At 48.6% G+C, this 25863-nt stretch carries 20 protein-coding genes and 3 pseudogenes; 15 read left to right on the top strand and 8 right to left on the bottom strand.

The window, feature by feature from the left end; genetic code table 11:
- Positions 1–3: 3 nt before the first annotated feature.
- Genes SOM48_RS19565 through sctW form a run of 7 tightly spaced genes read right to left on the bottom strand, consistent with a single transcriptional unit; the run spans position 4 to position 7525 of the window.
- Positions 4–1047 carry a FliM/FliN family flagellar motor switch protein gene (locus SOM48_RS19565; protein ID WP_320512838.1) on the bottom strand — a complete coding sequence of 348 codons (1044 nt, stop codon included), beginning with the start codon at positions 1045–1047 and terminating at the stop codon, positions 4–6.
- A complete protein-coding gene (locus SOM48_RS19560; RefSeq protein ID WP_128482835.1) occupies positions 1044–1583 on the bottom strand; it encodes a type III secretion system HrpP C-terminal domain-containing protein in 540 nt (179 codons plus the stop codon). Before SOM48_RS19560 ends, SOM48_RS19565 begins: the two co-directional genes overlap by 4 nt.
- Positions 1580–2044, bottom strand: coding sequence for a type III secretion protein (locus SOM48_RS19555; RefSeq protein ID WP_320512837.1), 465 nt, complete (start codon positions 2042–2044; stop codon positions 1580–1582). Before SOM48_RS19555 ends, SOM48_RS19560 begins: the two co-directional genes overlap by 4 nt.
- Entirely contained in the window at positions 2022–3380 is a 1359-nt protein-coding gene (gene sctN, locus SOM48_RS19550) for a type III secretion system ATPase SctN (RefSeq protein WP_320512836.1), read from the bottom strand. Before sctN ends, SOM48_RS19555 begins: the two co-directional genes overlap by 23 nt.
- Positions 3380–4246 carry an FHA domain-containing protein gene (locus SOM48_RS19545; protein WP_320512835.1) on the bottom strand — a complete coding sequence of 289 codons (867 nt, stop codon included), beginning with the start codon at positions 4244–4246 and terminating at the stop codon, positions 3380–3382. Before SOM48_RS19545 ends, sctN begins: the two co-directional genes overlap by 1 nt.
- 2 nt (positions 4247–4248) lie before the next feature.
- Positions 4249–6372, bottom strand: a complete 2124-nt coding sequence (gene sctV, locus SOM48_RS19540) for a type III secretion system export apparatus subunit SctV (protein WP_320512834.1) — start codon at positions 6370–6372, stop codon at positions 4249–4251.
- Between the two features lie 10 nt (positions 6373–6382).
- Positions 6383–7525: a type III secretion system gatekeeper subunit SctW gene (gene sctW / locus SOM48_RS19535; protein ID WP_320512833.1), complete on the bottom strand. Its 1143-nt coding sequence runs from the start codon at positions 7523–7525 to the stop codon at positions 6383–6385.
- Between the two features lie 278 nt (positions 7526–7803).
- On the opposite strand from sctW, the gene SOM48_RS19530 reads away from it, so the two are divergent.
- The 10 genes and pseudogenes from SOM48_RS19530 (at position 7804) to SOM48_RS19485 (ending at position 14575) form a co-directional block, all read left to right on the top strand.
- Positions 7804–8349, top strand: a complete 546-nt coding sequence (locus SOM48_RS19530; protein ID WP_242389095.1) for an RNA polymerase sigma factor — start codon at positions 7804–7806, stop codon at positions 8347–8349.
- Positions 8350–8472: 123 nt separating this feature from the next.
- Positions 8473–9951, top strand: coding sequence for a PAS domain S-box protein (locus SOM48_RS19525; RefSeq protein WP_320512832.1), 1479 nt, complete (start codon positions 8473–8475; stop codon positions 9949–9951).
- Positions 9948–10589 carry a response regulator gene (locus SOM48_RS19520; RefSeq protein ID WP_076769950.1) on the top strand — a complete coding sequence of 214 codons (642 nt, stop codon included), beginning with the start codon at positions 9948–9950 and terminating at the stop codon, positions 10587–10589. The genes SOM48_RS19525 and SOM48_RS19520 overlap by 4 nt, the downstream gene beginning before the upstream one ends.
- Positions 10590–10960: 371 nt before the next feature.
- Positions 10961–11422 (top strand): SMI1/KNR4 family protein, encoded by a 462-nt coding sequence (locus tag SOM48_RS19515; RefSeq protein ID WP_320512831.1) that lies wholly within the window; start codon positions 10961–10963, stop codon positions 11420–11422.
- Positions 11423–11564: 142 nt separating this feature from the next.
- A complete protein-coding gene (locus SOM48_RS19510; RefSeq protein WP_139966227.1) occupies positions 11565–12038 on the top strand; it encodes a hypothetical protein in 474 nt (157 codons plus the stop codon).
- A gap of 16 nt (positions 12039–12054) precedes the next feature.
- Positions 12055–12565: pseudogene (locus SOM48_RS19505) on the top strand (RHS repeat protein); the annotation flags it as partial.
- Positions 12548–12892, top strand: a complete 345-nt coding sequence (locus SOM48_RS19500; RefSeq protein ID WP_320512853.1) for a hypothetical protein — start codon at positions 12548–12550, stop codon at positions 12890–12892. The pseudogene SOM48_RS19505 and the gene SOM48_RS19500, both read left to right, overlap by 18 nt.
- Positions 12885–13373: an SMI1/KNR4 family protein gene (locus tag SOM48_RS19495; RefSeq protein WP_320512830.1), complete on the top strand. Its 489-nt coding sequence runs from the start codon at positions 12885–12887 to the stop codon at positions 13371–13373. Before SOM48_RS19500 ends, SOM48_RS19495 begins: the two co-directional genes overlap by 8 nt.
- A gap of 231 nt (positions 13374–13604) precedes the next feature.
- A pseudogene (locus SOM48_RS22725) lies at positions 13605–13784 on the top strand (RHS repeat domain-containing protein); the annotation flags it as partial.
- 248 nt (positions 13785–14032) lie between these two features.
- On the top strand, positions 14033–14575 hold the full coding sequence (locus SOM48_RS19485; protein WP_312198648.1) for a HEAT repeat domain-containing protein: 543 nt from the start codon (positions 14033–14035) through the stop codon (positions 14573–14575).
- A gap of 11 nt (positions 14576–14586) precedes the next feature.
- On the opposite strand, the gene SOM48_RS19480 is transcribed toward SOM48_RS19485, so the two are convergent.
- Positions 14587–15195 (bottom strand): DUF4291 domain-containing protein, encoded by a 609-nt coding sequence (locus SOM48_RS19480; protein WP_320512828.1) that lies wholly within the window; start codon positions 15193–15195, stop codon positions 14587–14589.
- A gap of 612 nt (positions 15196–15807) precedes the next feature.
- Between SOM48_RS19480 and SOM48_RS19475 the strand changes: the two are divergent.
- From SOM48_RS19475 to SOM48_RS19455, 5 genes and pseudogenes are all read left to right on the top strand, one after another.
- Positions 15808–16063, top strand: a pseudogene (locus SOM48_RS19475) (Arm DNA-binding domain-containing protein); the annotation flags it as partial.
- Between the two features lie 544 nt (positions 16064–16607).
- Entirely contained in the window at positions 16608–18917 is a 2310-nt protein-coding gene (locus SOM48_RS19470; protein ID WP_320512827.1) for a TerB N-terminal domain-containing protein, read from the top strand.
- 3 nt (positions 18918–18920) lie between these two features.
- Positions 18921–20237, top strand: a complete 1317-nt coding sequence (locus SOM48_RS19465; RefSeq protein ID WP_320512826.1) for an ATP-binding protein — start codon at positions 18921–18923, stop codon at positions 20235–20237.
- Positions 20234–22432, top strand: a complete 2199-nt coding sequence (locus SOM48_RS19460; RefSeq protein ID WP_320512825.1) for a DEAD/DEAH box helicase — start codon at positions 20234–20236, stop codon at positions 22430–22432. Before SOM48_RS19465 ends, SOM48_RS19460 begins: the two co-directional genes overlap by 4 nt.
- Positions 22433–23015: 583 nt before the next feature.
- Positions 23016–25562 (top strand): tetratricopeptide repeat protein, encoded by a 2547-nt coding sequence (locus tag SOM48_RS19455; RefSeq protein WP_320512824.1) that lies wholly within the window; start codon positions 23016–23018, stop codon positions 25560–25562.
- Positions 25563–25863 lie beyond the last annotated feature (301 nt).

Genomic DNA, 25863 nt, shown 5'->3' with positions numbered 1-25863 from the left:
GAATCACCTGTTCACATCCACGACGCTCGCCACGCCCGGCAGCATATGGGTAATTTGCAGCCCCAGACGCCCTTCGACATCGACCAGTTCGCCTTTCGCCAGCGGAAACTCGCCGTGGCAGAGCAATGCTTCACCCGGCACGACGTTATCGACGGTGACCGTCGAGCCGACATCGAGGCGATTTAACTCACCGAGCGTCAGTCTGAGATGGCCGCAGCGCACGGTTAAAGCCAGCGGCAGCGCATCAAAAGGCGAGGCCGCAGGCGTCGTGGTTTCAGTCAGGTTTTCATCCGGGTGTGGGGTGTCGGCAGGCAGATTATCTTCGGGGGTCACATTCACGTAAGTATTCTCCAGACGGGTAATAAGAAAACGGGCAGGATGCCCCTCCTCGAACAGCAATTCGCCCTCAAGGTGTAATTGCGCAAGGCGAAGCTCGCCGCGACCGGTCGGGGAAAAATACGAGGTAGCAGGGAAAACCACATCATCGGGGCGAAGTGTGCGTAACTGCGCGGGGGCAAACGACACCACGCCCAGATCTATCGGCAGTGATAACGGCAGGTCGCTGCAAAGCGGCGCAGGCAGCGAAACCCAGCCAGGCTGGTTTAACAACGCCGCAAGGGTGGCGTGCGCAAGGTATAACTCACTTTGCGCCTGCGACTCGCCGAGCGTGACGCTCATCGCAAGCCAGATACCGTCAAGGGGCGCGCAGGAGGCCTCTTGCGGCGTCAGGTCGCCAAACAGCGCGCGCAGCGCCGGGCTGAGATGCTGGTTAAAGAGCGGCCAGTACCACTCAGCGCACGCGCCAGGCTCCGGCAGCAGCGGGCAGGTGGAAAAGAGGCTCAGCAGCGCTTCGCTACCTGCCAGAGATAACAGCCCGGCCTTGCAGGAGAAGCGCTGCGTCGGTGGCCGATCGCCGGGGAGAGTCAGCCGGAGCTGAAGCTCACCCGCTTCCCCCTCAAGGGTGAAGGGATAGCCAACACCGTGGCCGATACGCCGACGCAGGCTGGCCTCCTCGCGCGGCAGAGTGCGCAGGGTTAAGGGTTTCATTCCCGGCCTCCGCGCTGCTCAAAGCGCAGGCGCACGGCGCAGGCCATCCGGCGGCGCAGCGACTCCCGGCAACGCTCCTGATGGGCAGCCATCATATTCATCGCCGCTGGCGCAAAACGCAGGCTGATATCCCAGCCCGCAGCAAAAGGGCTCACGCGGGCATCCACTTCGCCTAACAGGGGGAGCAGCAGCGTCATGGAGACCGGGTCGGCAGGCTGCTTCTCCACCATGGCGCACAGCGGGGGTTCCAGCTGTTGCCAGGCCCTGGCCGGTGAAGCAGGAGGCTCATGCTCATGGCCTAGCTGTGGCCCAAAAGAGGCGCTGCCTTCCCATGGTGTGATAAGCGGTTGCGGCACGTCGCTGGTGGGGAGCAACAGCGCGTCAAACAGCGAGCTCTCTTCGCGAAACGGCTCGGCGCGGGATTTACGCTCGGGGTTAGCGGCGTCTGACGATGCGGTTTGCGGCGAACGGCGCTGCACCTCCGGACGGGCAGGCGGCGCGGGGTTATTTTGCTGGGTGTGGGGTAAAGCTGTCATCGTAATGCCTCGCTATGCTCCATCAGGTATTCCAGTTTTTCCACATCACGCAGCCGCGCCTGGGTTTGCTGCTGCGCGTGCTGCACCTGCTGCTGTTGCGTGGCCTGCTGTGTGCGGCACTGTTGCAGCTGATTACGCTGCCCGCTCACCGCGTCGCTGGCCTGACGCTCCTCCGTCAATCCTTCGACCAGACGCTCCTGCTTTTGCAGCCCCGACTGGTGGTGTTCGGCAAAGCTCTCGCGCAGCTGTTGATAGTGCTGTTGTGCGGCTGCGAGCTGTTGTTCCGCTTCAGCTGACTGACGCTGCGTTTCGTGCAAAGCCTGCTCCGCTTGCCGTTGCAGGCGTTCGCAGCGGCGTAAGCGCTGGCGGCGAATCGGCAGCAGCAGAGAGAAGGCCTGCTGCAATTCGGCGCTGCCATCGTCAGTAATGATGTCGTTATCAGGTAGCGGATGACGGCGCATGCTGGCTTACCTCCGATAAGTGCTGCAGGGTGTCGTCATACTCTGTAGGGGCGTGCATTGCCTGTTGCAGATAGCCATTAATCGCCTCCTGAGCCGCTACCGCCGCATCGGTCATCGCATCGTGGCCCGGCTGGTACTCCCCAAGGCGAATTAACATCTCAACCTGCTGCCAGGCGGACATCATGCGCCGCAGCTGCGTGGCGTGGCGGATATGCTCGCGCGTGGCAACGTTGCTCATGGTGCGGCTGAGGCTTGCCAGCACATCGATAGCCGGGTAATGCCCGCGCTCCGCCAGACGGCGGGTCAGCACAATGTGGCCATCGATCAGGGATCGCACTTCATCGGCGACCGGGTCGTTCATGGAGTCTGCTTCAATCAGCACCGAGTAGAGGGCGGTGATGGCCCCGCGCGAGGTTTGCCCGGCGCGCTCCAGCAGGGTCGGTAACAGGGTATAAACCGAAGGGGGGAGACCGCCTCGCCCCGGCGGCTCGCCAAGGGCAAGGCCGATTTCACGCTGGGCGCGGGCAAAGCGCGTCAGGGAGTCGAGGATCAACAGCACGCTTTTGCCCTTATCGCGCCAGGCTTCGGCGATGGCGGTGGCGGTAAATGCGGCTCTGGCGCGCTCCATACTGCTGCGATCGGAGGTGGCGCAGATAAGCACCGTACGGCTGCGCAGCGCCTCGTCCAGTTCGTGGTCGAGAAACTCCCGCAATTCGCGCCCGCGCTCGCCAATCAAACCAAAGACGATGACATCGCAGGGGGTGTTACGGGCGATCTCCGCCAGCAGGGTGGTTTTCCCGCAGCCCGCACCGGCAAAGATCCCGACCCGCTGGCCGACGCCGAGGGTCAGCGGGCCGTCAATCGCGCGAATACCGGTTGGCAGCGGCGTCTCTATGCGCGGACGATCGGTGGGTGCCGGGGCATCGCCCAGCACGCCGACCGCATTCTCCACCGTACCGGGCAGGGCGAAGGCCCCGGGCTGGCCTGCATCGAGCGGGCGGCCAAAGCCATCCAGCACACAGCCGAGCAGGGCGTCAGAGACCACAATAGAGTGCGGCAGGCGCAGCGGAACCACGCGCGCGCCCCGGGCGATACCGTCGAGCTGACCAAGGGCGGAGAGCAGCGTGTGCTGCGGGTTAAAACCGACCACCTCTGCCAGTACGCTCTGCCCGTCATCCCGGGCGATCTGGCAGAGATCGCCGATCCGCGCCTGGGGCAGGCTGCTTTCAAGCAATATGCCGTTAATCCCGGTGATGCGGCCAAAACTCTCGACCGGTGAAAAGCTTGCCAGCCGCCGCCGCTGCTGTTGATACCACTCCTCCAGCGCTACCGTCATTACCAGCTCACCTTGATGTTGTCGCGACCGTTAAACTCAATCTGATCGCTGGTGATCGATACCAGCCGCAGATGGTCCACTTCATCGCCGACAAACAGGCGCTGCCCGTCGTCGGTGACGATATTGGCGCGGCTACCGGTGGTGATTTGTACAATCCGGAAGGGCAGGCTGACCTTCAGCAGTTTGACCTGATTATCCAGCGGGGTAGCGCTGGTGTAGGTGGCGTTAAAGCGCTCCAGCATTCGGTTAAAGATCTGCATCTGCGACTTACTGAGTCGGCCCGTCAGACGCAGCCGCTGATTGTGCATATCCAGCTTCACCACCTTTGCCAGATCGCGTTCGCGCAACATTTTCTGTAACGGTGCCTGCAACTCTGCGGGCGTGCTCTGCGGTGTAGAGGAGGCAACCTGGGTCTGGGCAACGGTGGGCTGCAAAACCCAACTGGTTACCGTCAGGGTGAGCAGCAACATCAGGCTCCATGCCAGCGTGCGGATGCCGCGGGTGAAAAAACCTTTACTGGCGGCGACGGGGGGAGCGGCCTGTGGCGGTGCTTCTGTGGATCCTTCTGGCGCAGGCGGTGTGGCAGGGGGCAGGCAGGCGGCCCAGGGCGTGTCGATACGCGCCACGCACAGCCAGACGTCAGCGACCTGAAAAGGCGATTCAATATTGATGCTAAAAGCATCGCCGCTCTCCGGCTGTGCCAGCCACTGGGTCTCTTCCCGGCGCAGCTCGCAGGCGCGGGCAGCAACGCGCGCATCGCTAAGCATCAGATCGGCCTCATCGGCCTGGCCAATCAGCCATTTATCGCCGAAGAGGGGTAACGCGGCGCCCAAATGCAGGCCAGACAGCACGCGCAATTCGAACATGATCAACTCTCCCACGTGGTAAGCGAGTAAGCGGCCGGATCAAGCTCTATACGTCCCAGCACATTTACTGCGAGATTAGGTTGTAGCTCTGCAAACGAGAGCACCGGCACATAGTGAAACTCTTCCTGGATAAGCCCGCGCATCGGGCTGCGCAGATCCTGTGCCACCAGCAGCACGGCGCTTTCCGGCGTGTCGACCGGGAAGGCGTTGGCGATGACCGAGAGAATGGCGGTGATCTGCTCATGGGTGAGCGCGAAGAAGAGGTCGTTTTGCGTCTGACGCAGCGAGTCGCGCAACTGCTCTTCCAGCTCCGGCGTCAGCAGCCAGACATGCAGGCCATCCGGGCGGGCATACTGGTAACAGAGATGGTTTTTTAGCGAGATGCGCACCTGGTCGGTCAGCAGCCAGACGTCGCGCTCATGCTGCCCATGTTCGATCAGCGCTTCGGCAATAGCGCGAACCGATCGCAGCGGAATACGTTCGGAAACCAATTTTTGCAGGACGCTGGAGAAACGTGAGATAGGCATCACGCGTTGTAACTCCTGCGACAGCTCCGGCTGCTCCGCTTCCAGCCAGCTCACCAGCGCGCGGGTCTCCTGTAGCCCGATAAAGTGCGGGCTGCTGGCGTGGATCGCGTTCTCCATGCGCTTGACCAGCATTTCGCGCGCCGTCCAGCGCTCAACCTCTTCGTTTTGCAGCAGCGGATGCTCCGCCGCCAGCCAGATAAAATCGCCCTCCTGACGCCGCTCATCCCCCTCGATCACGCCCTCCCGGTCGGCTGGCGCAATCTCATCCAGCCAGCGGCGTTTCACCGCCCGGTGCGTCACAGTAAATGTGCCGATCACCTTCGGGATTTCATAAACCGAGAAGCGAAACTCATCTTCCGTTTGCTGGTCGAGAAACTCGATATCGAAGGCGGGCAGGGTAAAGCCGAAGTGGTAAACGATACGGTTACGCAGGCGGCGAATATCCTGCACCAGCTCCAGCATCTCGGGATGGCCGCGCCATGCGGAGGGGAAGTTGATCAGATAGGGTCGCGTTGGGTTGAACTGACGCAAATCTTCCTTGCCGTTTAGCTCCGGCGGAATGACCTCATTCTCCATTTGTGGCTGCGCCAGGCTCAGGGTCTTTCTGATGCGCCAGATCTGGAAACCGCCGCTAATCATCGTCAGCGCCGCCAGCAGCAGAAAAGTCGCCGTTGGCATACCGGGCAGCAGGGCAAAGCCCACCATGCCCATTGAGGAGAGCAACCAGGCTTTCGGTTGGCTGGTTAACTGCTCGGCAATCTCGCGGCCGATATTATTATCCGCCGTCTGTTCATTGTCGGACGAGACGCGGGTAATCAGCATCCCGGCGGTCAGCGAGATAAGCAGCGCCGGGATCTGCGCGATCAGCCCATCACCGATGGTCAAAATCGAGTAGATGTGCATCGCTTCACCGGCAGGCATACCCAGTTGCAGCACGCCAATACTGATGCCGCCAATCAGGTTGATCACCACAATCACCAGCCCGGCGATGGCGTCGCCTTTGACAAACTTCATTGCGCCATCCATCGCCCCGAATAACTGGCTCTCTTTTGCCAGTTCATTACGGCGGTTTTTGGCCTGTACCACATCAATCAATCCGGCGCGCAGATCGCTGTCGATGGACATCTGTTTACCGGGCATCGCATCAAGGGTAAAACGCGCCGCCACTTCGGCCACCCTTTCGGAACCCTTGGTAATCACCAGGAAATTCACCACGGTGAGGATCAGGAACATCACCATCCCGACCGCAAGGTTGCCGCCCACCACGAAGTTACCGAAGGCCGCCACCACATGGCCCGCGTCCTGCTGAATTAAGATCTGCCGGGTGGTGGAGATGGAGAGCGCCAGGCGAAACATAGTGGTCAGCAGCAGCACGGCAGGAAAGGTGGAGAACGCCAGCGGCTTCGGCAGATACATCGCCAGCACCACCAGCAGGGAGGAGAGGCAGATATTCACCGCAATCAGCGCATCAATTAATGGCAGCGGTAAGGGAATGATCAACATAAACACCAGCGCCATGGCAAAAGCCGCGCCGACCACTTCGGAGCGCTGCATGGCGCTGATGGCGATTCGATTTAATATCTGAAACAGGGTATTCATCTTGGTTGCCTCACGACGCGGCGTTCCGGTTGCGGCGCTGCTGCTGCTGCTCCGCTTTGGTGACGTTCGTAATCATGCCGCGCAGCAATTTCAACGCGTTACTTCGTTTTTCCAGGTCCGGCCACAGCGAGCGAGGCACGCCGCGCAGCAGCGGAAAAAGCGAGCTGTAAAAGAGCGGCTCATGGTGTTTGCTCTCGCCGACAATCTCCTGCGCAAGGCCGGTGAAATCACTCTGGTAGGCGCCGTTGTGGCTGATCTGTAACATCCGGCGCGCCAGCGTCAGGCTGTTCATGTCAACATTGGACAGTTTGCTGCGCATACGCTGCAAAAATGTAGTGCTGTCGCTCAGCGTCTGGCTTATCCCGGCGGCATCGCGCAGCCCGTGGTGAATACGCCCGAGGGTAAGAGCGCTAATCGAAGGGGCAAGCGCGGCCATATCATCCGCCAGCGCGCGCTGCAAGGTACGCAGCGTCGGTATCAGATTGCGTGAGCCGATAGCCTCCAGCACCATATCCAGCATCATGATGGCGGATTGCTGGTGGACGATGCCGTCGTAATAGAGGTTGCGCAGGGACTGTTTACGCTGCGGGTCGCTGGTATACCCGGCGATGGCGGGGGCCGTGTTGTTGCCTGCGCGGATGGTCTGGCCGTAGGTCTGCTCTAGCTTATCCAGCTGCGCTCCGGCCAGCGTGGCCAGTTCCCCGTCGCCTTCATCGTGTGCCTGGTTGCCAAGCATACGCAGCAGCAGGGCGGTGCGTGCCGGATCGCCGCCGGTCTTTTCCAGCAGCGTGTCGCTCTCCGGCGGCGGGTTCTGGCGCAGGGCGTTACGCAGCCACTCCATCTGCTCAAGGGCTTGTTGTTCATCGCCGCCGTCGAGCAGGGAAAACAGCTCGTTCAGCTCAGCGACTTTGCCGATCCCATGCTTGCCGCGTAGCTGGTTGCGTAACGCATTACGGCGCTCCTGCGCCTTTTGCTTGCGCTCCATCTTTTCACTGAACGCCGCGCCAATCTCTTCCATCGCGTCATTTAAAGCCTCTGCCCGCACGCGGACATTATCCGGCACGTTGGTTTTGCCTGCCGCTTGTGGCGTGTTTTTATGCAGGGCTTTCAGCGAGTGCGCCAGCGCCGGTATCGCATGTTGTATCTTGAACATCGCCAGCCATCCTCAGTGGTCATTACCCTCTTTCTGTGTCAAAGCGCGCCTGTCGGTTCCCTGAAAAACAGCAAAAAAAAATGTGAATAATTTCATCGGGTAACCAATGCAATTTTTTGCATAACGCAGCGGTCGGACGAGGTAAAAACTGGCTCGGAAAAGTCTGTATTCACAATGAATTGCTTTTATAAACAGAGGGTTAATTTGCGATCGGCAGGTGGCATATCTCTTGCTAAGTAGCAGCGCACTCATTTGCTACCTATCAGAGAGACAAGAAAATGATTAATTCAACGCTCGTGTCCACTGTCGTAGAGTCACCGTTCGCGATGAACGTGAACTGGGATGAGATCTTCGTTACGCATAATAAGAAGCTCTTAAACTTCATTCGTAAACGTATCGCCAGCCAGGAGGATGCTGATGACATCTTGCAAATGACCTGTCTGGAAGTGTTGTGTAACCGGCATAAGTTTCGTGGCGCGTCCCGCCCGGAGACCTGGGTGTTTGGTATTGCCGTTAACTTGATCCGCAACTACTACAAATCGAAACAGAGCCACTATCTGTTCGACAGGCTGGATGATGAGATTACCGCCGATCTGCTGCTGGATGACGATCCCAGCGATTTAACGGAAAACAGGCAACTCCTTAGCCATACGCTGGCATCCATCGAAATATTATCGAAAGACGTTAAGTTGATGCTCTCAATCCTCGTGGAGGAGGAGGGCAGCTATCAGGATATTGCGCAGCAGTTAGCTATACCGGTCGGGACCGTGCGCTCGCGGCTTTCACGGGCGCGGGAGACGCTAAAAGGGAGAATTTACGCCTGAATCCCGGTTTGCTGAAAACGGCAAATTAGCTGCTAAGATTATTAGCTCATTAATATTTAGCGGGTTATGACTGTCATGTCGTCGGGACGCTATTCTCTGCGGCATGATATATCCGTGGAGGGAATGATGCTTTTACAGGGTGTAACCGGGCAGGTTGATCATCATGAGGTTAATATCAGCGGCTTATCCAACATTGCCTTAGACAAAATCCATGATGCGATTTATTTGATAGACAGCCAGCTGCGTATCAAATATGTCAACGAAAAAGCCTGCCAGTTGACGGGATATTCCCGAGAGGCATTTTCGCAACTCAGCTTTGATATTATTGATAAAGAACTGCGCGACAGTGATGTGTTTGCCCTGTGGTGGAAACTCAGTACCCGTCCTGAAGGGATAACATTTACGTCGCAGCATACCGGGCGTAATAATGTTTTTCCCGTCGAGGCGAGCTGTAGCGGATATAACCAGGAGGGTGAGCTACATATATTATGTATTGTTCGCGATATGCATGAAATTCGCCGGCAAAAAGAGCAGCAGCAGCTGCGGGAAAAACAGCTGCACCGGGTGGTGGAAAATTCTCCTGACCTCATTTTACGGTTTGATTTGCAGACCCGATGTGTTTACGCCAACCTGGCGGTTCGTAACTGGTTCAACCTGAGCGAAAACGATGTCAGCCGCGTGCCGCTGACCGAAAGCGTGCCGCGCGGGGGCGTCGGGCTGAGCCTGTTTAAGCTGGTTTCGCGCACTATGGTGGATGAAAACAGTGCCGAAGATGAACTGGTGGTAAAGCGTAACGGCGAGAAACGCATCCTCCATGTGCGCTGCGTCCCGGAATATGATCTGCGTGGCGAGATAATGAGCGTGCTGGCGGTGGGGCGAGATATTACCGCTATCCGTAAGACCGAAGAGGAGTTGCGGCAGCTGACGCATAATCTGGAGCGGGCGCGGGAAGCGGAAAAAAAACAGCTGGCGCGTGATATTCATGATGAGCTGGGCCAGCATTTAACCGCGTTGCGTACCGGGTTGTCGCTGCTGGCGATGCGTAAAGATCAGTCTGCCGACGAGCAGCAGATGGAGATCGGGCAGTTGATGGGGCGTCTGGACAGCACTATTCAGGTGGTTCGCGATGTCTCAACCCGTCTGCGGCCCAATGTGCTCAATCTCGGGTTGATTCCGGCGCTGGAGTGGTTGCGCGATCAGTTTATAAAAAACAACGGCATCCGCTGCATTTTGCTGGCACCCGACGAGCATACCGTGGTGCTGGATGATGCGACGCTGACGGCGGCATTTCGCGTGGTTCAGGAGTCCCTTACCAATGTCGCCCGCCATGCCAGCGCCAGCAATGTCTATATCTTTGTCAAACTCCAGCCGGACGCGCTGCTTATCGAAGTGGTCGATAACGGCAAAGGCTTTCATCTGCAACGTGTGAAGAAAGGAACCTGCGGGCTGCACGGGATCGAGGAGCGTGGACGCATGCTAAACGGCGAGGCGACCATCAATAGCACACCCGGTAAAGGAACACGGGTTAAACTGAAGTTCCCCCTCTCTGTGAGCGTTAAATCAGCACCATCCTGTTCGAAAACCAGGAGGATAGATCGATGAGTGAACGCATACGTCTGATGATTGCCGACGATCATGCCATCATGCGCGAGGGCCTGAAGCAAATTTTTGCACTCGATGACACTATCGAGGTGGTGTGTGAAGCGCCGGATAGCGGCCAGGTGCTGGAGCGTTTGCGCCAGCACGACGTCGATCTGCTGCTGCTGGATATTTCGATGCCGGGCATGAGCGGGGAAGATCTTATTACCCGCCTGATACCGCTCTACCCCCAACTACGCATTCTGGTATTGAGTATGTTTAACGAACCGCAAATTGCCCGGCGGGTGTTAAATAATGGCGCGCTGGGCTATATCACTAAAGACAAGTCGCCGGAGATTTTACTCAAAGCGATCCGCACCGTGGCGCAGGGATCACGCTATATCGATCACGATCTGGCGCAGGAGATTATCTTTTCCGACTACCAGAGTAATAATCGTGCGCCGCATGAGAGCCTGACAATGCGCGAACGGCAAATAATGATCATGCTGGCCCACGGCGAGTCGATTAATGCGATAGCCGATGCGCTCTCCATCAGTAATAAAACCGTTAGCACCTATAAATCACGCATGATGAAGCGGATGAAATTCACCAATAATGCCCATATCGTCAAATATTCCCTGCGGCATAACCTGGTGCAATAAGAACTTTCGCCACTGCCTGACGGGGGCAATTATATTGCTACATGCCCGACCTCATTTTTAGCGGCGCTATAGTGAGATTGAAGAGAGGGTATGAAAAAACAAATCCACGCAGATGCGTGGATTTTATCGTTTTTGTGATGCGTATGAGATTCAGCGAAACCTCATAAGTCAACATAATCGTCAAGAGTTATCGTTTTTTAAATTTCCCTTTTTGTCCTGAGATAATTTCTCAAGCGTTAATAATTCCTGGCTTTTGACTTTGCGGCAAAGAGAAACCTATAGTAGTGCACCGCTTTCTATGAATAGACGGCCATTTAATCGCTGGAAGAAAGAATATTGGAAAGCTGAGTGCTGGACTTTTAGGAGACTAAATGATTGATATTTATAAAGAACTTGATGATTTAATTAGTGCAAGTGGTGAGGAGGCGCAAGGAAGTGGTCCCGCCCCTGAGGATGTAATTGAGCTTTATGAGAAAGAGCTTAAGGTTAAATTCCCTTCTACATATAAGATTTTTTTAGAGAAATATGGGACGCTTTCATTTAATGGAGAGTCATTTTATGGCATCTCAAAGTTAGGCTTGGCCGCACAATCTGCACCTGATGTCAGGTATACAACCCTTAAGGCCAGGGAACTTGGCGATATTGATAACAATATGATTTTGATAAAATCCTCTGGTTATGGCCCACTATTTTCTATTGACGTATCTGTTCAAAGTGGTGGCGAGGCAGCAGTAGTGGAAACAGACTTATCATTCAAGAGAGATGGCAGTAAAAAAATCGTGGCTAAGACTTTTGCAGATTTTTTGGTTTGTGAAATTAAAAAGTCTTTGTAAGATTTATAATATCTTTGAAGAGCTTACATGCGCACCGTGTTAACCAGGCTGTAAGGTATAGTATCCAGAGCAGGATTCAGTATGACGCTCTCGGTGGCATGAGTGTCCCAGGAATTCCAGACATAATAAATTAGATGAACTTATGAATATAAACCAGGCATCGATCGAAAAGTTATTAAGAATCAACTGGCTTTCAAACGCAGGAAAAGATAGCTCTATTCCTGACACTATACGCGTTAAAAATATAAATGCTTTTCAAATTAATCTGGAAAGTGAAGAGTGGGAAAATGTTACTTTAGAAGCCCGAAATAATATCACAGGTTGGTTGGCGAAAAAACATGTGAATGCTTTTCTTGAATGGAACAAGCTCGCAGATGCTGCTGCTATTATCATTGAAAGTAAAATTGTTCCACAAATCCCTCCTATAGGAGGGAATCAAAAGGCTTTGCTTAGTAATATAAAGTGGGATTTATTAAATTATCTATTAGAGGATGCTTATAGTCCCTTTTTAAATAATTCACTTTTTTTTATGAATCTTATTTCTATTTATGAGCAAGGTCATATGCCCTGTGGCTGGGCCGGTCAGTGGCCCCAGGGCGAGCTAATAATTTACTAGCCCTACTGGCGGAATGCGCCGCGAACTGGTTTTCGAGCGCCGCTACCGCTGGGACCGCCCCGATCAGAGAGTCCAGCAGATACACACCGACGCGACGCCCGCCGTGCCGGGCGAGAAGTACAGCCAGTACCTGTGGTCTACGACGCGGCGGGGCAGGTGACAAAGGCCCTCGAACCGCAGAAAAAAGAGCGCTTCTTCTGGGAACCTGCAGGCAACCGCACCGAAGAACACCGTAACCCGGTGTGGCACAACCTGCTGCTGCGCCTGGGCGGGCTGAAGCTCGATTACGACGGGTTCTGGAGGCTCACGCGCCGTCAGGATAAAATAGCGTGGTGCAGCATTTTGCGTATGACGATGAGCAGCAGGTGAAGGAAATCACCTTCATCGGTCATGCCGAATTCAGAAAGGTGGAATACCGCTACGACCCGGTCGCCGGGCGTTACACCCAGATGGACCCGATAGGGTTAGCGGGCGGGATTAATACCTACAGCTATGTGGGTGACCCGCTGGTGTGGGTGGATCCGTTGGGGTTGAGTTGTGGAAAGATAAAAGAGTTTGATATTGTTCCTTATCGACCTGGTAATTCTCCAACGATTGCTTTATCTGTAGAGAATAATGCTGCGACAAAAGTAGTCTTTCGTGATTGGTTAAAACAAAGAACAGATAAACCAGTCGGTGGGAAGGTTGACTGGACAAGAGTTAACAATAGAGAAATGAAAGATCTTTCAGAAAAAATGTTTGATGCCGCACATGTTCCTGTGGCAAATAGAGATGCATATTATCGAGCAGTAAAGCAATATTTACATGATGGGTCTTTTGAGTCTGTGATATTTCAAGGTGAAGAGTATGGATAAAATAGATAAATTACTTGATTTGATTAAGAAAGATAAAAGGTGTGAGGTGAATCCACCCAAAGGGGATTTGCCATCACTCCCTAATAATAAATTGAAATGCCCCGAAGATGTAATTTACTTTTATCAAAAATGCAATGGAGTTAAACTTTTTTGCAACGATAACTCTCTAATCACATTTACCATTCTGCCTAATGATGAAGTTTTAAATTCAAACATGAAGATTGTAGGTGAATTATGTGAATATGATATATCTTCCACATGGTATCTCATAGCAAAAACGGATAACAATGATTATTTATCTATAGATTTATCTCTTGAGAGAAATGGCCGTTGTTATGATAGTAATTACGAGGTTCATGGGGTAGTCGGAAGCAGTACAGTTATAGCACTTAGTTTCTCTGAGTTATTGTCGGAGTTGTATAACACAGGTGGTAAAGATATTTACTGGAAAAAGAAAAACTATGGAGATGCGTATGATTAAATGAGGTTTTATAAAGACAAAATATTATGAGATATCGAGTTTAAGGAAGCGCAGTGTATTATCACATTTGCTCGTGATTACTTGCCATTAAATTCTTTATTTTTAGAGTTGATGGGCTCTTTCTTTAATTTATTTGAGAGAGATTTTTTCATTATTAATCTATGCGCCAATTGCGTGAGTTTATTATTTCTTGATAAACAAAAAGTTTATATTAAATAATTTAATTTCTTAGGCAGTCGCTGGGAATACGGTTACGACGAGCACGGCAACCTGACGGAAGTGCGCGACCCGCTCGGCAATAGCACGTTCACCACCTGGCACCCGGTTTTCACGTTCCCGCTGAAGGAAGTGCTGCCGGACGGTGCCACCTGGCAGTATGAGTACAACGCGCGCGGCGATATGGTCTTATTGGTACAATTCAATCTAAAACCAGGTACGCGAGCACAGTTAGAAGGTATTGGCATTAGAGATAAGTCTGATCTGACTGCTGTAACCCATCCTGATATACCAAGCCCAGTAAAATCAAAAGATTGGGGATTGAAAATGCTTGATTTAAAGGCGATGATGACCAGATAAATATTGGTCCTGGAAGGGAAGGGGGCGCTGCTTTAAAAAATCTTTAACGATGGTATCGATTCTTTTAATGTATTGAGGCAATAATGAATTCAGAGCAAAAGAACTTAGTGCTTTCCGTGGTTAATAATAAGCCACTTAGAGCTGGAAAAATAACAGATGAAGAATTTCTAAAACTTTTTCCATGTAATCAGGGAAATGTTGAGGATTTTATAGATGACATTTTAAAAAATGCGCATTTTTCTAAAGACCTGAAAGAAGTTGAATACGCTTTATATATTGGCTTTCATTTTGGATTTAAAAGCAAGCATGAAGATATCTTGATACATCTTTTGGGTGATGATTTTCATTATAAACATGATGATGTTGTGCGGGCTTTAGTTAAAATAAAGGCTAAAAGCGATGATGCAGTAAATGCCCTGTATAACTGTGCTTTGTCTGAATATGATTACTTGGCTGATGACAGAGAGGATGATAATTACATGTTGGCATGGAACTGTATATACGCTTTAGTAAGAATAGGTTCAAAATACGCTGTTGAGAAATTAAAAGTATTGTCAAGAAATTCCATCTCTGAAATAAAGAACAAAGCAGTGCAGGTTGGAAAATCTTACGGTGTTTTAGATTAAAAAATAAATTTTCATTTAAGCCGGTTTCCGGCTTGAATTTTATAAGGCCGTTCTTGAGGGAGAAGCGAAATTGCTAAATGTATGTCCCCAGCATCTATGTACCCTTTTATCTTTTCGACAAGGCTGGTTACATCTGAAATGTTGGTAATCCATTTTTTGCAATAATCTTCAACGGCTTGATTACGTAATCCTATTTGTATGGTGCGATAGTTTAGTCTATTTAGATATAAGTCCCTTTCTGGATCCCATTGTATTATTACATCTGATTTTTTTATATCGGTGCGCCAGCTGTCTAAGCTATTATGAAGAGACTCGCCATGACTGCTAAGTACTCCGCTTTTTAGTATTTCACGGAATCCTGTGTAGCTTATATCTATTGCTAGAATTCTTTTTTGTCTTGAGTCTTTTTTTGCCCATCCTGAACGGTACATCATCCATAAAAAAGAAGGCTTAATCCATGTCATTCTGCTCATACTGAACGGTGGAGATACGAAGGTTTTGTTCTCAAGAGCGCTTTCTGCTATTTCATCGGAAAACGCCTGATAAAGTCGAATAAAATCATCCGTATAATATGCTCTAATTTCATTTGTTGAAGTTAAAGAGGTGGTTATTTTATCCATTGTTTTTCAATTATAGATTGTAGATATCATTATTTATGATAAGCAATATCCAGGGATAATACCATGTCCCACATTGATACTTCGGGCTGTATTCTGGTAAAAATCAACAGTAAACCAGACTCTTAAATGTTTTGCTGACGGCAGCAGCTGGTAATACGGCTACGACGATGTCGGGGGATGATCTTTCTGATAGGGAGCTTACCGATTAAAACAAAAATCCACGCAGTTGCGTGGATTTTATCGTTTTTGCGATGCGTATGAGATTTAGCGAAACCCCATAAGACAACACATTTTAATTAGACGTTAAACCGTGATTTTAATTATATTTTATTGATATTTATGTTTTATTTAAAAATTAGTCTTTAGAATACTCATTCTTGTACTCATTTTGGAGTTGGCTTGCTTTCGTAAGGCGAAGCTCATAGGTTCTACTCCTATTATCGCACCAATCAAGTATCTCTCAAAGTCTACTCCAGTTCACTGAAAACCATTATAATCAGCATCTTCCAGCTCTCGCTTGCATTCTGACGTCTACTGACACCCCCCAAAATATACATGCATATGGGGGTACATTTGGGGTATGTGCTGTTCGGTCTTATGGATATACCCCCAATGAAACTTAACGCCCGTCAGGTTGATACCGCAAAGCCAAAAGATGAACCTTACAAACTCTCTGATGGTGGGGGACTTTACCTTTTGATTATTGGCGGCTTAAGTACCGTGTTGTAGGCAAGGAGAAGTTGCTTGCTCTTGGGGTTTATCCCGACGTGACTTTGGCTGATGCTCGTAGTAAACGTGAAGAGGCTAAAAGGGGCATTGCTGTTGGGATTGCCCCAATGTAGCGAAGAGAGAAGAGAAACTAGCCCGATGCCCTCATTGCCGAATCAGCCTACCGAGGATTTTTGCAGAGAGATCCGACGCTGCTAACCAATCAGAAACAAAAGGAACAGGAGGAAATCCGTGCTCAAGAAGTTGAACGTCACCAGCGTAGGAATTTTATACAGAAACTTGCTGTGTGGTTTGTTCGTGTCACTAGAGTATGAAATGCATTCTGCACGGTTCGCCGTCGGTGAACTCATTTCCCGTTAGCAGAGTCAGTTCTGAGAGCAAATAGATAAGGATAATTGCCGCCAGCTCTGCATCCATGTAACAGCTACTCGTATGTTTATGCAGAACCAATTCAACTTCATTCTGATGCGAATGACTCACAAGCATTCGCATACCTTCAAAATTTCTGCTTGAAAAGCATGCTTAATCAATAATTATTTTCCTTTAAATCAATAAATTAATTTTGATTGCATTTTGGTTTGAACCCTTGCGATTTAGACGTATTATTTTGAGATTAATCCACTTGCTCAACCTTCATTGCTGCTTATGAGTGTGCGTGAGGAATGATTTTAAGGTTATATATCATGGAGTTATTGAAGATTCTGGCGGCGATTTTAGTCATTTACTTGTTGTTTTTTAGAAAGAAAAAACGTAAATCTCCAAAGTCTTATGCTTCAAGCCCCGTGAAAGCACCGCCAAAAGAATGGCTCGCTGACATCAAGAAAAAAGAGGCGGTTGTGCGAAACGATGATAGTGAAGACGATAATCTTGCAACTTTTACATTGAGCGGTGGCCGGGGTGTTGAACTTCGGCTGACAACCAATCATTACCGGAACACCTCAAAGTCAGCAGGTGCACTAGCTCGATGGGTACTTCCGGGTGAGATGATAACTGTGGCTGGTGTAGCAATTAGCGGTGGCCACATTTACGTGGGGCAACGCATGAAGCCCTCCGGTCAGGAATCAGGCGGCTATTATGACGATGGAAGTGAGGCATCATTAATTGATGACACATGTAAGATAAAACCTACTGCTTATCTTTACGAGGACAGTTCATTAGGATACTGGCCCAGTTTTTCCTCTCTTTCCCCAGAAGCACGCGGTGCGTATGTCAGTTGGCTTGCCAGCGATAGGTCTGATCCATCGTGTCCTATCGGCTATGTTTTTATCTACCTCTACGGCCTGGAAAGAAAAGCGCTCGTAGATTCCACTGACCCAAAATTCCCTGATGCTGAGTTCCGTAATCTGTTCAATGAAGTCGCTCGGTTAAGATCGGTATTCATTGAGAACCGCTCCTTCCGTGGATATTCGACCCAATTACTCGAAGCCATGTCTATTCTGTGCCCGAACATGGGCTTAGCCACTGAGCTCGATAGCAATTCAGGTTTCAGCAACAGCATGCAATTTAAGCTGGCTCTGGCAAAAACTGTACATGAAGGAGTTCCTGTATCAGCTGAACTGGCGTTGAACTGGGTAATAAACCACACCGATTATTCGCTGCGTACCCCGGCTCGCCGCTGTGCTAAAGAGTTTGCTGCGCTTTTCAAACGGCGTTACACCCTCAAATATGGTGAAGGGATGGTCGTTAAGGCGAATAAAACGCGCCTAAGGTTAGATTACACACCAGCAAGTCCTAGTTTGCGAGGTGTTCGACTTCCTGTTCCCGACCTGCCTGATCCAAGTGCGTTGAAGAGCCCTGTCCAGAAAATTATGGCTCTTGCCGACATATGTACGGATGAACTTGATGCTTATAGTCGCTACCTTGGTAGGAAAGGTACGTCAGTCAATGATACGGCTGCAATTATGTTGCTCCCTTCAGAGATCGTTAATGAAAGTGCAGAAAAAATATTAAGCTCATTCAAACGCTGGGCTGATGAGGCGATCCTCGTCAAGGAGGGGTTAGTCTCAGTTGCTGACTTTTGGGCACATATGAATGCCAGTTGCCCCAATAAGATCAATAAAAAAGAGGCCGATTTGATGCAGGCCTTTGCTCTGAAGATGAGTTACGGTGTGGCACCTGACCCGTATTATCACCATGTGAAGGCGGATGTTGATGGGACACTTGTTCTATTCCATGCCGCCGAAGATGGACGCTTCTCACCTTCTCCTGAATTTATCTCAGCCGTAATGACGCTCAGATTAGGGGCGATGGTCGCCTTGATTGACGATTCTCTTGATCAAGCTGAACAGAAAGTGCTTGAGAATGCCATCAACAACAATCCTGGCTTCACCGATTATGAAAAACGCTCTCTACATGCGTATTTAACGTGGCAACTTCATACCCCAGCCAATATGACAGGAATGAAAAGCAGGATTGAGTTGATGGGGGCCGCGGAAAAAGCTGCTGTGGGTAAGGTTATCGTTAGTGTTGCCTGTTCGGATGGGACGATAGCGCCTGCTGAAATCAAACAGCTTGAGAAGATTTATTCAAGTTTGGGGCTGGATCCCTCATCTGTCTCGAGCAATATCCATCAGCATTCCGCAACTGAACATGATCTCGTCTCGTCTGTAGCAACTGATCAGACAGCAGCAGGGTTCACACTGGATGCTAATGTACTTGCCCGCCACGAATCTGCCACGGATGATGTTCGTAAATTGCTGAACACAATTTTCACCGAAGAAGAACCGGAAGAGCCAGAAAGCGCTCCAGCCTCATCAACGGAGGCGGGGGGGCTTGACTCCGCACATAGCCAGCTTTATCGCAGTTTGCTGGAGAAAGAACAGTGGTCCCGAAAAGAGGCGACAGAATTGTGCGGAAATTTGAATTTGATGCTCGGCGGTGCGCTTGAGGTGATCAATGACTGGTCCTATGCGGTGGTTGATGCTCCAGTACTGGACGATGCCGATGATGATATCTGGGTTGACTTGGAAATTGCCAAAGAATTAGAGGGATAGTGAATGTCTGTAACACGTATAAGAGTGAAAGAACGTGACGCTATTATTCAGTCACTTAAGTCAGGTGTAACGCCAAGGATAGGCATTCAGCATATCCAGGTTGGCCGCGTGAACGAGATCACCGCTCTCCACCAAGATATTGAGAGGATTGCTGACGGTGGTGCAAGCTTCAGACTTATCATCGGTGAATATGGTTCTGGTAAAACGTTCTTTCTGAGTGTTGTGCGCTCTATTGCGCTAGAGAAGAAGCTGGTGTCAGTCAGTGCAGACCTTTCTCCTGACAGACGCATTCACTCATCGGGAGGTCAGGCTCGTAATCTCTATTCTGAGCTTATGAAAAACATGTCCACCAGAAACAAGCCGGATGGTAATGCGTTACTTAGCGTTGTTGAAAGATTCGTTACGGAGGCAAGGAAGGAAGCTGACACGGACGGCTCCGAGGTTTCATCAGTTATTCATAAGCGCCTGGCTGCCCTGTCAGATATGGTGGGCGGATATGACTTTGCGAAGGTCATTGATGCATTCTGGCGGGGGCACGAACAGGATAATGAAACGCTAAAATCCAATGCCATTCGCTGGTTGCGGGGAGAGTACACCACCAAAACTGATGCCCGTAACGATCTCGACGTTCGGACTATTATCTCAGACGCTTCATTCTATGATTCTTTAAAGTTGATGAGCCTTTTTGTCCGCCAGGCAGGCTATGCCGGTCTTTTGGTCAGCCTCGACGAAATGGTGAACCTCTTTAAGCTGAATAATACGCAAGCAAGAACAGCGAACTACGAACAGATTTTGCGGATTCTGAATGACTGCCTGCAAGGCTCAGCCGAGAACATTGGTTTTATCCTCGGGGGGACGCCAGAGTTTCTTTTCGATCCGCGTAAAGGTCTTTACAGCTATGAGGCTCTCCAGTCGCGTCTTGCGGAAAACCGGTTCGCGCAAAAAGCAGGAGTGATTGACTACTCATCCCCTACTTTGCATCTTGCCAGCCTGACCCCTGAGGAACTGTATATTTTGCTGAGAAATCTTCGCCATGTTTATGCAGGCGGAGATCCAGAGAATTATCTGGTACCAGATGATGCACTGACTGGATTTCTGCATCACTGTAGTAAAACCATTGGAGACGCTTACTTCCGTACCCCCCGTAATACCATAAAAGGTTTCCTGGACATGCTGGCCGTGCTGGAACAAAACAGAACGATGAACTGGCAAACTCTAATCGAGGGTGTGGTGATTGAAGAGGACAGGCCCAGCGATATGGATGACGCCACTACGGAGGAAAGCGATGACGACGACGGACTGGTGAACTTCAAACTATGAGCAGTGCCTACGATAGCCTCGATCCCCGCGTCCGTAAGTGGGTTTACAAGCAGGGTTGGTCTACATTAAGGCCCTTGCAGGAGAGTTCTATCCCGGCAATTTTAGCCCGTGATCGAGACGTGCTAATCAGTGCAGGTACAGCAGCGGGTAAAACAGAGGCTTTCTTTCTTCCTGCCTGTTCGGCAGTTGCAGATCTCACTAATGGATTTGGCATCGTCTATATCAGTCCGTTGAAGGCGTTGATTAACGATCAGCACCGTCGTCTTGAGAGCCTTGGAGATGCATTGGAAATGCCAGTGACTCCCTGGCACGGGGATGTACCACAAAGCAAAAAGAAGAAGGCTCGGACGAACCCTGCTGGCATTTTACTGATTACACCTGAGTCGCTTGAGTCTTTGCTCATAAACTCAATGGGCTGGCTCAAACAGGCATTTTCTTCAGTCGCATACATCGTCATTGATGAGTTTCATGCTTTTATTGGCTCAGAGCGTGGTGTACAGCTACTTTCTCTGCTCAATAGAATTGACCATGTGCTAGGACGCCAGGTAAATCCAATTCCCCGCGTTGCGTTGAGTGCCACGCTGGGGGAACTGGAGAAAGTGCCCGAACTGTTGCGCCCGGACAAACGACTCCCCTGCGTAATTGTTACAGATAGTAATAGCACTGCTACTCTTCAGGTACAGGTCAAAGGGTACCTGGAGCGAGTGATCCAAAAAGAGGAAGAACTTCAGAGTTCAGCTGAACATGACGTTTGCGCTGACATTTTTAGACTTTGTCGTGGCGATTCTCATTTGGTCTTTGCAAACAGCCGAAAGCGCACTGAAAGCATTGCGGCAACGCTGAGCGACATGTGTGAGGAGCAAATTGTTCCGAATGAATTTTTCCCCCACCATGGTTCCCTTGCCAAGGAATTACGTGAGGCGCTTGAATCTCGTCTTCAGAAAGGAAATTTGCCCACAACAGCTGTTTGTACAATGACGCTCGAGTTGGGAATTGATATCGGTAAGGTTAAGTCGGTTATCCAAGTTATTCCTCCGCATTCTGTTTCCAGTTTGCGCCAGCGTATGGGGCGTTCTGGGCGACGCGATTCCCCATCAGTACTCAGAATGCTAATTACAGAAAATGAGCTTACTGTGAATAGCAGTATCGTTGATCACCTACGACTTCAGTTGGTGCAGTCGATGGCAATGATCAGGTTGATGATCTCTAAACAATGGTTTGAGCCTGCCGATTCCCGGCAGATGCATTACTCCACGCTGCTACACCAGATTCTTGCTATTACCGCGCAATGGGGCGGAGTTCGTGCCGATCAGCTCTGGTCACAGCTATGTCAAACAGGCCCGTTCCGTAATGTGGATTTAGGCGATTTCAAAAGCCTGCTTAAACATATGGGGGCATGTGGTCTGCTCACTCAACTTGCTAGCGGCGAAATGGTTGTTGGGGCAGAGGGTGAGAAACTGACTAACCATTACACGTTTTATGCCGTGTTCAATACACCGGAAGAGTTCCGCATTGTCACCGGAAACAGAACCCTTGGAACAGTGCCTGTGGACTCCCCACTGCTACCAGACCAACATATCATCTTCGGTGGGCGGCGCTGGAAAGTGACAGAGATCGATACAGAGAAAAAAGTTATCTATGTAGAGGCAACCAAAGGCGGTCAGCCACCACAATTTAGTGGGGGAGGAATGTCTGTTCATGATGCCGTACGTCAGGAAATGCTCGCTATCTATAGGGAAAGTGATTACCGCATAGCGATAGGTAGCAAGAGAGTAGATTATGCCGATTCTGCCGCCAGAAATCTATTTGCTGAAGGCTGTAGTAACTTTCGGCGTTATGACCTGCAAAATGAATATTTTATTACGAGCGGGCAACACTGTTACGTAATTCCTTGGATGGGGGATAAAGTTGTGAATACGATTACAGCCTTGCTCCTACGCTGTGGTTTTAAAGCAAATTCGTTTGCTGGTGTTATAGAAATCGATAATTCAAGTGTAGCTTCCGTTCAGCACGCGCTTAAAGAAATACTGTTGTCAGGCTTGCCATCTGCATTTGATCTTGCTACAGATGTTCCAGAAAAGTACTTGGATAAATATGACGAGTATTTACCTGAATCCCTGCTTGCTAAGGGATTTGGGCAAAAAGCATATGACATTGAAGGTACTCGTATTTGGTTAAAACAACACCTTCAGTAAACTGGTTACATAATGATGGGGGCTCCCCCTAAGATTTAGGCCGATTTATGATTTCAATGTTCGCTCTTGGCTCGGATCTGCCAGAAGTCGAGGTCATAAGGTCTGCTTTGAGCGAAAACGTAACTTTCAAAAATATTCTCTCTGCTAGTTATGGTATTATCGGTATTGCCGTTTGTTAATTATCAGAGTACAGATCACAATAAGCGCTCATATTTTCCAACCAAAGTCTTGGGATTCATAAAATCATCGTAAAAATAAATCAGATACTAATTATTTTTTCGCCTTCTCAAATACACAAGGATTCAATTCAGGTCCGCTGACCAAGTAGGGCTTCATTATGGACCTGTAGGTTGTAATATAATGACACATGGATAGTGGTAAATAAAATTTTCTAAATATTTAAAGCAGTTTACGAAAAATGAGTAAGCATCAGGGATGCTTATGGAACATCAGTTGGTTAAACTGTAATATGCTTAGTTTTGAATTGGCATCTATGGCTGGGTTTTATTTAAATTTTTGTTAGGTTGTATCTTAAATTCCTCTTGGAGCAAGAGGCAATGATTAAGAACCTTAAGGAAAAGCAATGAACGAGATTAGCTTAAAACCACACGATTTTTATGAATTTCTCAATGGGGTTTTACTGGGAGATGATGTAGAGTATCGTCTTGAAGAAATTGATGACTACCTTATTAACTTAATTAGTGATTCACCTGATATGGATAAGGTTAGAGAGGTGGAATGCTGCGCCCAGATCGCAGTTACACTAATTAACCCTCAAATATATGGCTATTCTTTTTCATGGGCGCTACATTCTTTACTGGCGTGCAAGTGTATTCTTGGGAAAGTGGATGATGTAATAACCATCCTTAAAAATCTCATTTCACATTGTGTCGATACAGGCTCAATAACCCCTTGTGTTAGTGTTATAAGAAATATTAAACAGGGGTTGCTTGGTGAAATAGCGGTAGATAAGTACCCATATTTAATGAATGTTATAATTGATTTTTTAAAAGAAAATAAATTCGAAAGAGAGGTTGTCGAATGCTATATTTCGGCTGCATATTTCTTCTCTGATAACGATTCTTATCAGTCAGCAATTGATGTTCTTAATGATGCTTTAGAATATCTCGAGGAAAATAAAAGCTTAGATAACGAAGCTGAGCTTGAGATTCTTACAGTTAAGCATGGTATATGTATTGTTAGCGAAGATTATGCATCAGCAATTGAAATCTGGAACAAGTTATTAGAGAGTTGTGAAGAGATTGGGATTAGTCCAGCTGACACCTTGATATTAAATCACGCCACATTACTAATGCAATTGGATGAATTTGATGATGCTATAAAATTATATTTAGAAATCTTATCTCGAGAGGATTTCGAAGTTAAAAGAAAAGCGATAATCTCAAGTAATATATCAGCCTGCTATAGAGAAAAGGGAGATCGTAATACTGCCTCGAAATATATGCGTGATACGAGAAAAATCCTTGAAGAGTTAGGGGATGATTCATTTGATGATGATTTCTTGCTAGAGATTGAACTAATAGATGCAAAAAACAACGTATTTTACGGTGATCAGGTTGCATTACTGAAATGTCTGTCATCTTTTGCTTGTAGAATGAATAAAACTCTGAGGAATATATTTAAAATCCATTATAGAAGAGGAGTTAGGAGTAGGTATGTTGGTCGCTTTGAACATTTGATAGCTAGTATTGCGGAAACTGGAACTGCTGAAGATATAATTCCATTATTGGCTCTTTCACGTGTTAATCAGTCAAGCGACTGGCTAAGTATATTAAAATGGAAAGAGGATATATCATCAATTGTATCACATGATGAACTAATGAAGTTGTCAGAAACTATCGAAAGATTAGCTAGTTATGGTGCTCCTCATCTTTACGGATTTGCAGAAAAATATGACAATGCTCTCTATGGGAATAATGATGACCCATGGGATTCATTTATTTCTCAAGCTGAAGAGTTAAGATTTAAATATAATATTAATTCTCCATACCATTATACCTCCATGGAGTGCGTTTCTACGCTACTTTTTGATAGAATTAAAGAAGGGTATGCTCTTATATTTGACTTCTCTGCATCACAATCAAAATTGATTACTATATCTGATGGTTGTTACATTATGGAGAATATTCCAGAAAAAGAGGGTCGGGATTTCTTCTTCGAACTGAATAAATTCAGGGGAGGGAACAATAATCGCGCGGATTTTAATCAGGCGTTAATAAACTACCAAACCACTCTTATTTACAACCTGACAAATTCCATAGCAATTCTCGAGAACTCTAGCCGCGGCGTAATATTCTTTCCATCTAAAATGGATTTCCTACCATTGAACACGCTGTTGATTGGCAATGAAAAAATAAGGAATAAAATTCTTTTAGGAGATTTTGAAATCAGGTCTTGCTTATGCCTACATCCAAAGGATGAGAGTTATGAAATACATTCTTGCCTTGGCATGGTTGAGTCTGTCACGAACTTAGAGTACGACAAAACAGAAATACAACACTTTATGAATACCGCAGGTCTCAATGGTGAAATTATATCTCCAGCAGAACAAAAGGATTTCTTTGAACGTGCTGCTGCTTATGACTCGATCGTTATTTCACAACATGGCTTTTCGGCCTCACTGTTCACTGATCCTGTTTTTGCTGATTTAGCTGGTCCTCATGCAGAAAGGAGTGCACTTAGCTATGAGAACTTACAATCATACTCTTATAAAATGAATTATAAACTAGTGCTTTTGAACGCTTGTTACGGTGGTGCATTAGTCAACAGGAATTATTTTAAGTTATTCAGAACACACGAATTATTAGGGTATCCACAAGCATTTTTGCTAAACAGGAAAAGCACTGTTATCGCTGCATCATGGACTATAGTTGATAGATACAATGCATTAATGATGCATAATTTTTCGAATTACATAAAGGTTCATAGCCCGAGTAAATCTTATGGAATGTCTTTAGCCAAAGCATTTGAAATGTCTGTTTCTGAAATTAAATCTGCATTAAACGAAGTTTCTAGTGAAGCCTTAGTATTACCAAGTGATAAAAATTTAGATCTCATAAGAAGACAACCATTTTGCTTTGCAACATACCAGAATTATACACTACTGTAGCTCCAATAATTTATGAATAAGGAGGTTAACGACAATTATTGACCTATTCCTCGTATTAATTCAATATTATGTTAGCAACGTCAGTTGATGGCACTAAGCGAGCTAAATCTGACAGATTTGACGAGATAAGGGTATAGATGAATTCTCCATACCCTTGAACGATTACTTCCCAGTTGATTTGCTTGGTTTCAGTCCTGGGGTATTGCCGGGTGTATCCTTATTATCACGTCTGCGTTGATCGGGTTTTCCTGTTGATTTTGCAATTGGTTTTGGACCAGGTTTAAGCCCCATAATCGTGCTC

Source organism: Kosakonia sp. CFBP8986 (assembly GCF_034044935.1).
In the GTDB taxonomy this organism is placed as follows: Bacteria; Pseudomonadota; Gammaproteobacteria; order Enterobacterales; family Enterobacteriaceae; genus Kosakonia; species Kosakonia cowanii.
The sequence above is the reverse complement of the archived record's forward strand: the minus strand, read 5'-3'. Positions and strand labels throughout refer to the sequence as shown.

Bases quoted from the DNA above. Each gene is read 5' to 3' on its own strand.
- SOM48_RS19565 (WP_320512838.1), bottom strand. From the start codon at position 1,047: ATGAAACCCTTAACCCTGCGCACTCTGCCGCGCGAGGAGGCCAGCCTG.
- SOM48_RS19560 (WP_128482835.1), bottom strand. From the start codon at position 1,583: ATGACAGCTTTACCCCACACCCAGCAAAATAACCCCGCGCCGCCTGCC.
- SOM48_RS19555 (WP_320512837.1), bottom strand. From the start codon at position 2,044: ATGCGCCGTCATCCGCTACCTGATAACGACATCATTACTGACGATGGC.
- sctN (WP_320512836.1), bottom strand. From the start codon at position 3,380: ATGACGGTAGCGCTGGAGGAGTGGTATCAACAGCAGCGGCGGCGGCTG.
- SOM48_RS19545 (WP_320512835.1), bottom strand. From the start codon at position 4,246: ATGTTCGAATTGCGCGTGCTGTCTGGCCTGCATTTGGGCGCCGCGTTA.
- sctV (WP_320512834.1), bottom strand. From the start codon at position 6,372: ATGAATACCCTGTTTCAGATATTAAATCGAATCGCCATCAGCGCCATG.
- sctW (WP_320512833.1), bottom strand. From the start codon at position 7,525: ATGTTCAAGATACAACATGCGATACCGGCGCTGGCGCACTCGCTGAAA.
- SOM48_RS19530 (WP_242389095.1), top strand. From the start codon at position 7,804: ATGATTAATTCAACGCTCGTGTCCACTGTCGTAGAGTCACCGTTCGCG.
- SOM48_RS19525 (WP_320512832.1), top strand. From the start codon at position 8,473: ATGATGCTTTTACAGGGTGTAACCGGGCAGGTTGATCATCATGAGGTT.
- SOM48_RS19520 (WP_076769950.1), top strand. From the start codon at position 9,948: ATGAGTGAACGCATACGTCTGATGATTGCCGACGATCATGCCATCATG.
- SOM48_RS19515 (WP_320512831.1), top strand. From the start codon at position 10,961: ATGATTGATATTTATAAAGAACTTGATGATTTAATTAGTGCAAGTGGT.
- SOM48_RS19510 (WP_139966227.1), top strand. From the start codon at position 11,565: ATGAATATAAACCAGGCATCGATCGAAAAGTTATTAAGAATCAACTGG.
- SOM48_RS19495 (WP_320512830.1), top strand. From the start codon at position 12,885: ATGGATAAAATAGATAAATTACTTGATTTGATTAAGAAAGATAAAAGG.
- SOM48_RS19485 (WP_312198648.1), top strand. From the start codon at position 14,033: ATGAATTCAGAGCAAAAGAACTTAGTGCTTTCCGTGGTTAATAATAAG.
- SOM48_RS19480 (WP_320512828.1), bottom strand. From the start codon at position 15,195: ATGGATAAAATAACCACCTCTTTAACTTCAACAAATGAAATTAGAGCA.
- SOM48_RS19470 (WP_320512827.1), top strand. From the start codon at position 16,608: ATGGAGTTATTGAAGATTCTGGCGGCGATTTTAGTCATTTACTTGTTG.
- SOM48_RS19465 (WP_320512826.1), top strand. From the start codon at position 18,921: ATGTCTGTAACACGTATAAGAGTGAAAGAACGTGACGCTATTATTCAG.
- SOM48_RS19460 (WP_320512825.1), top strand. From the start codon at position 20,234: ATGAGCAGTGCCTACGATAGCCTCGATCCCCGCGTCCGTAAGTGGGTT.
- SOM48_RS19455 (WP_320512824.1), top strand. From the start codon at position 23,016: ATGAACGAGATTAGCTTAAAACCACACGATTTTTATGAATTTCTCAAT.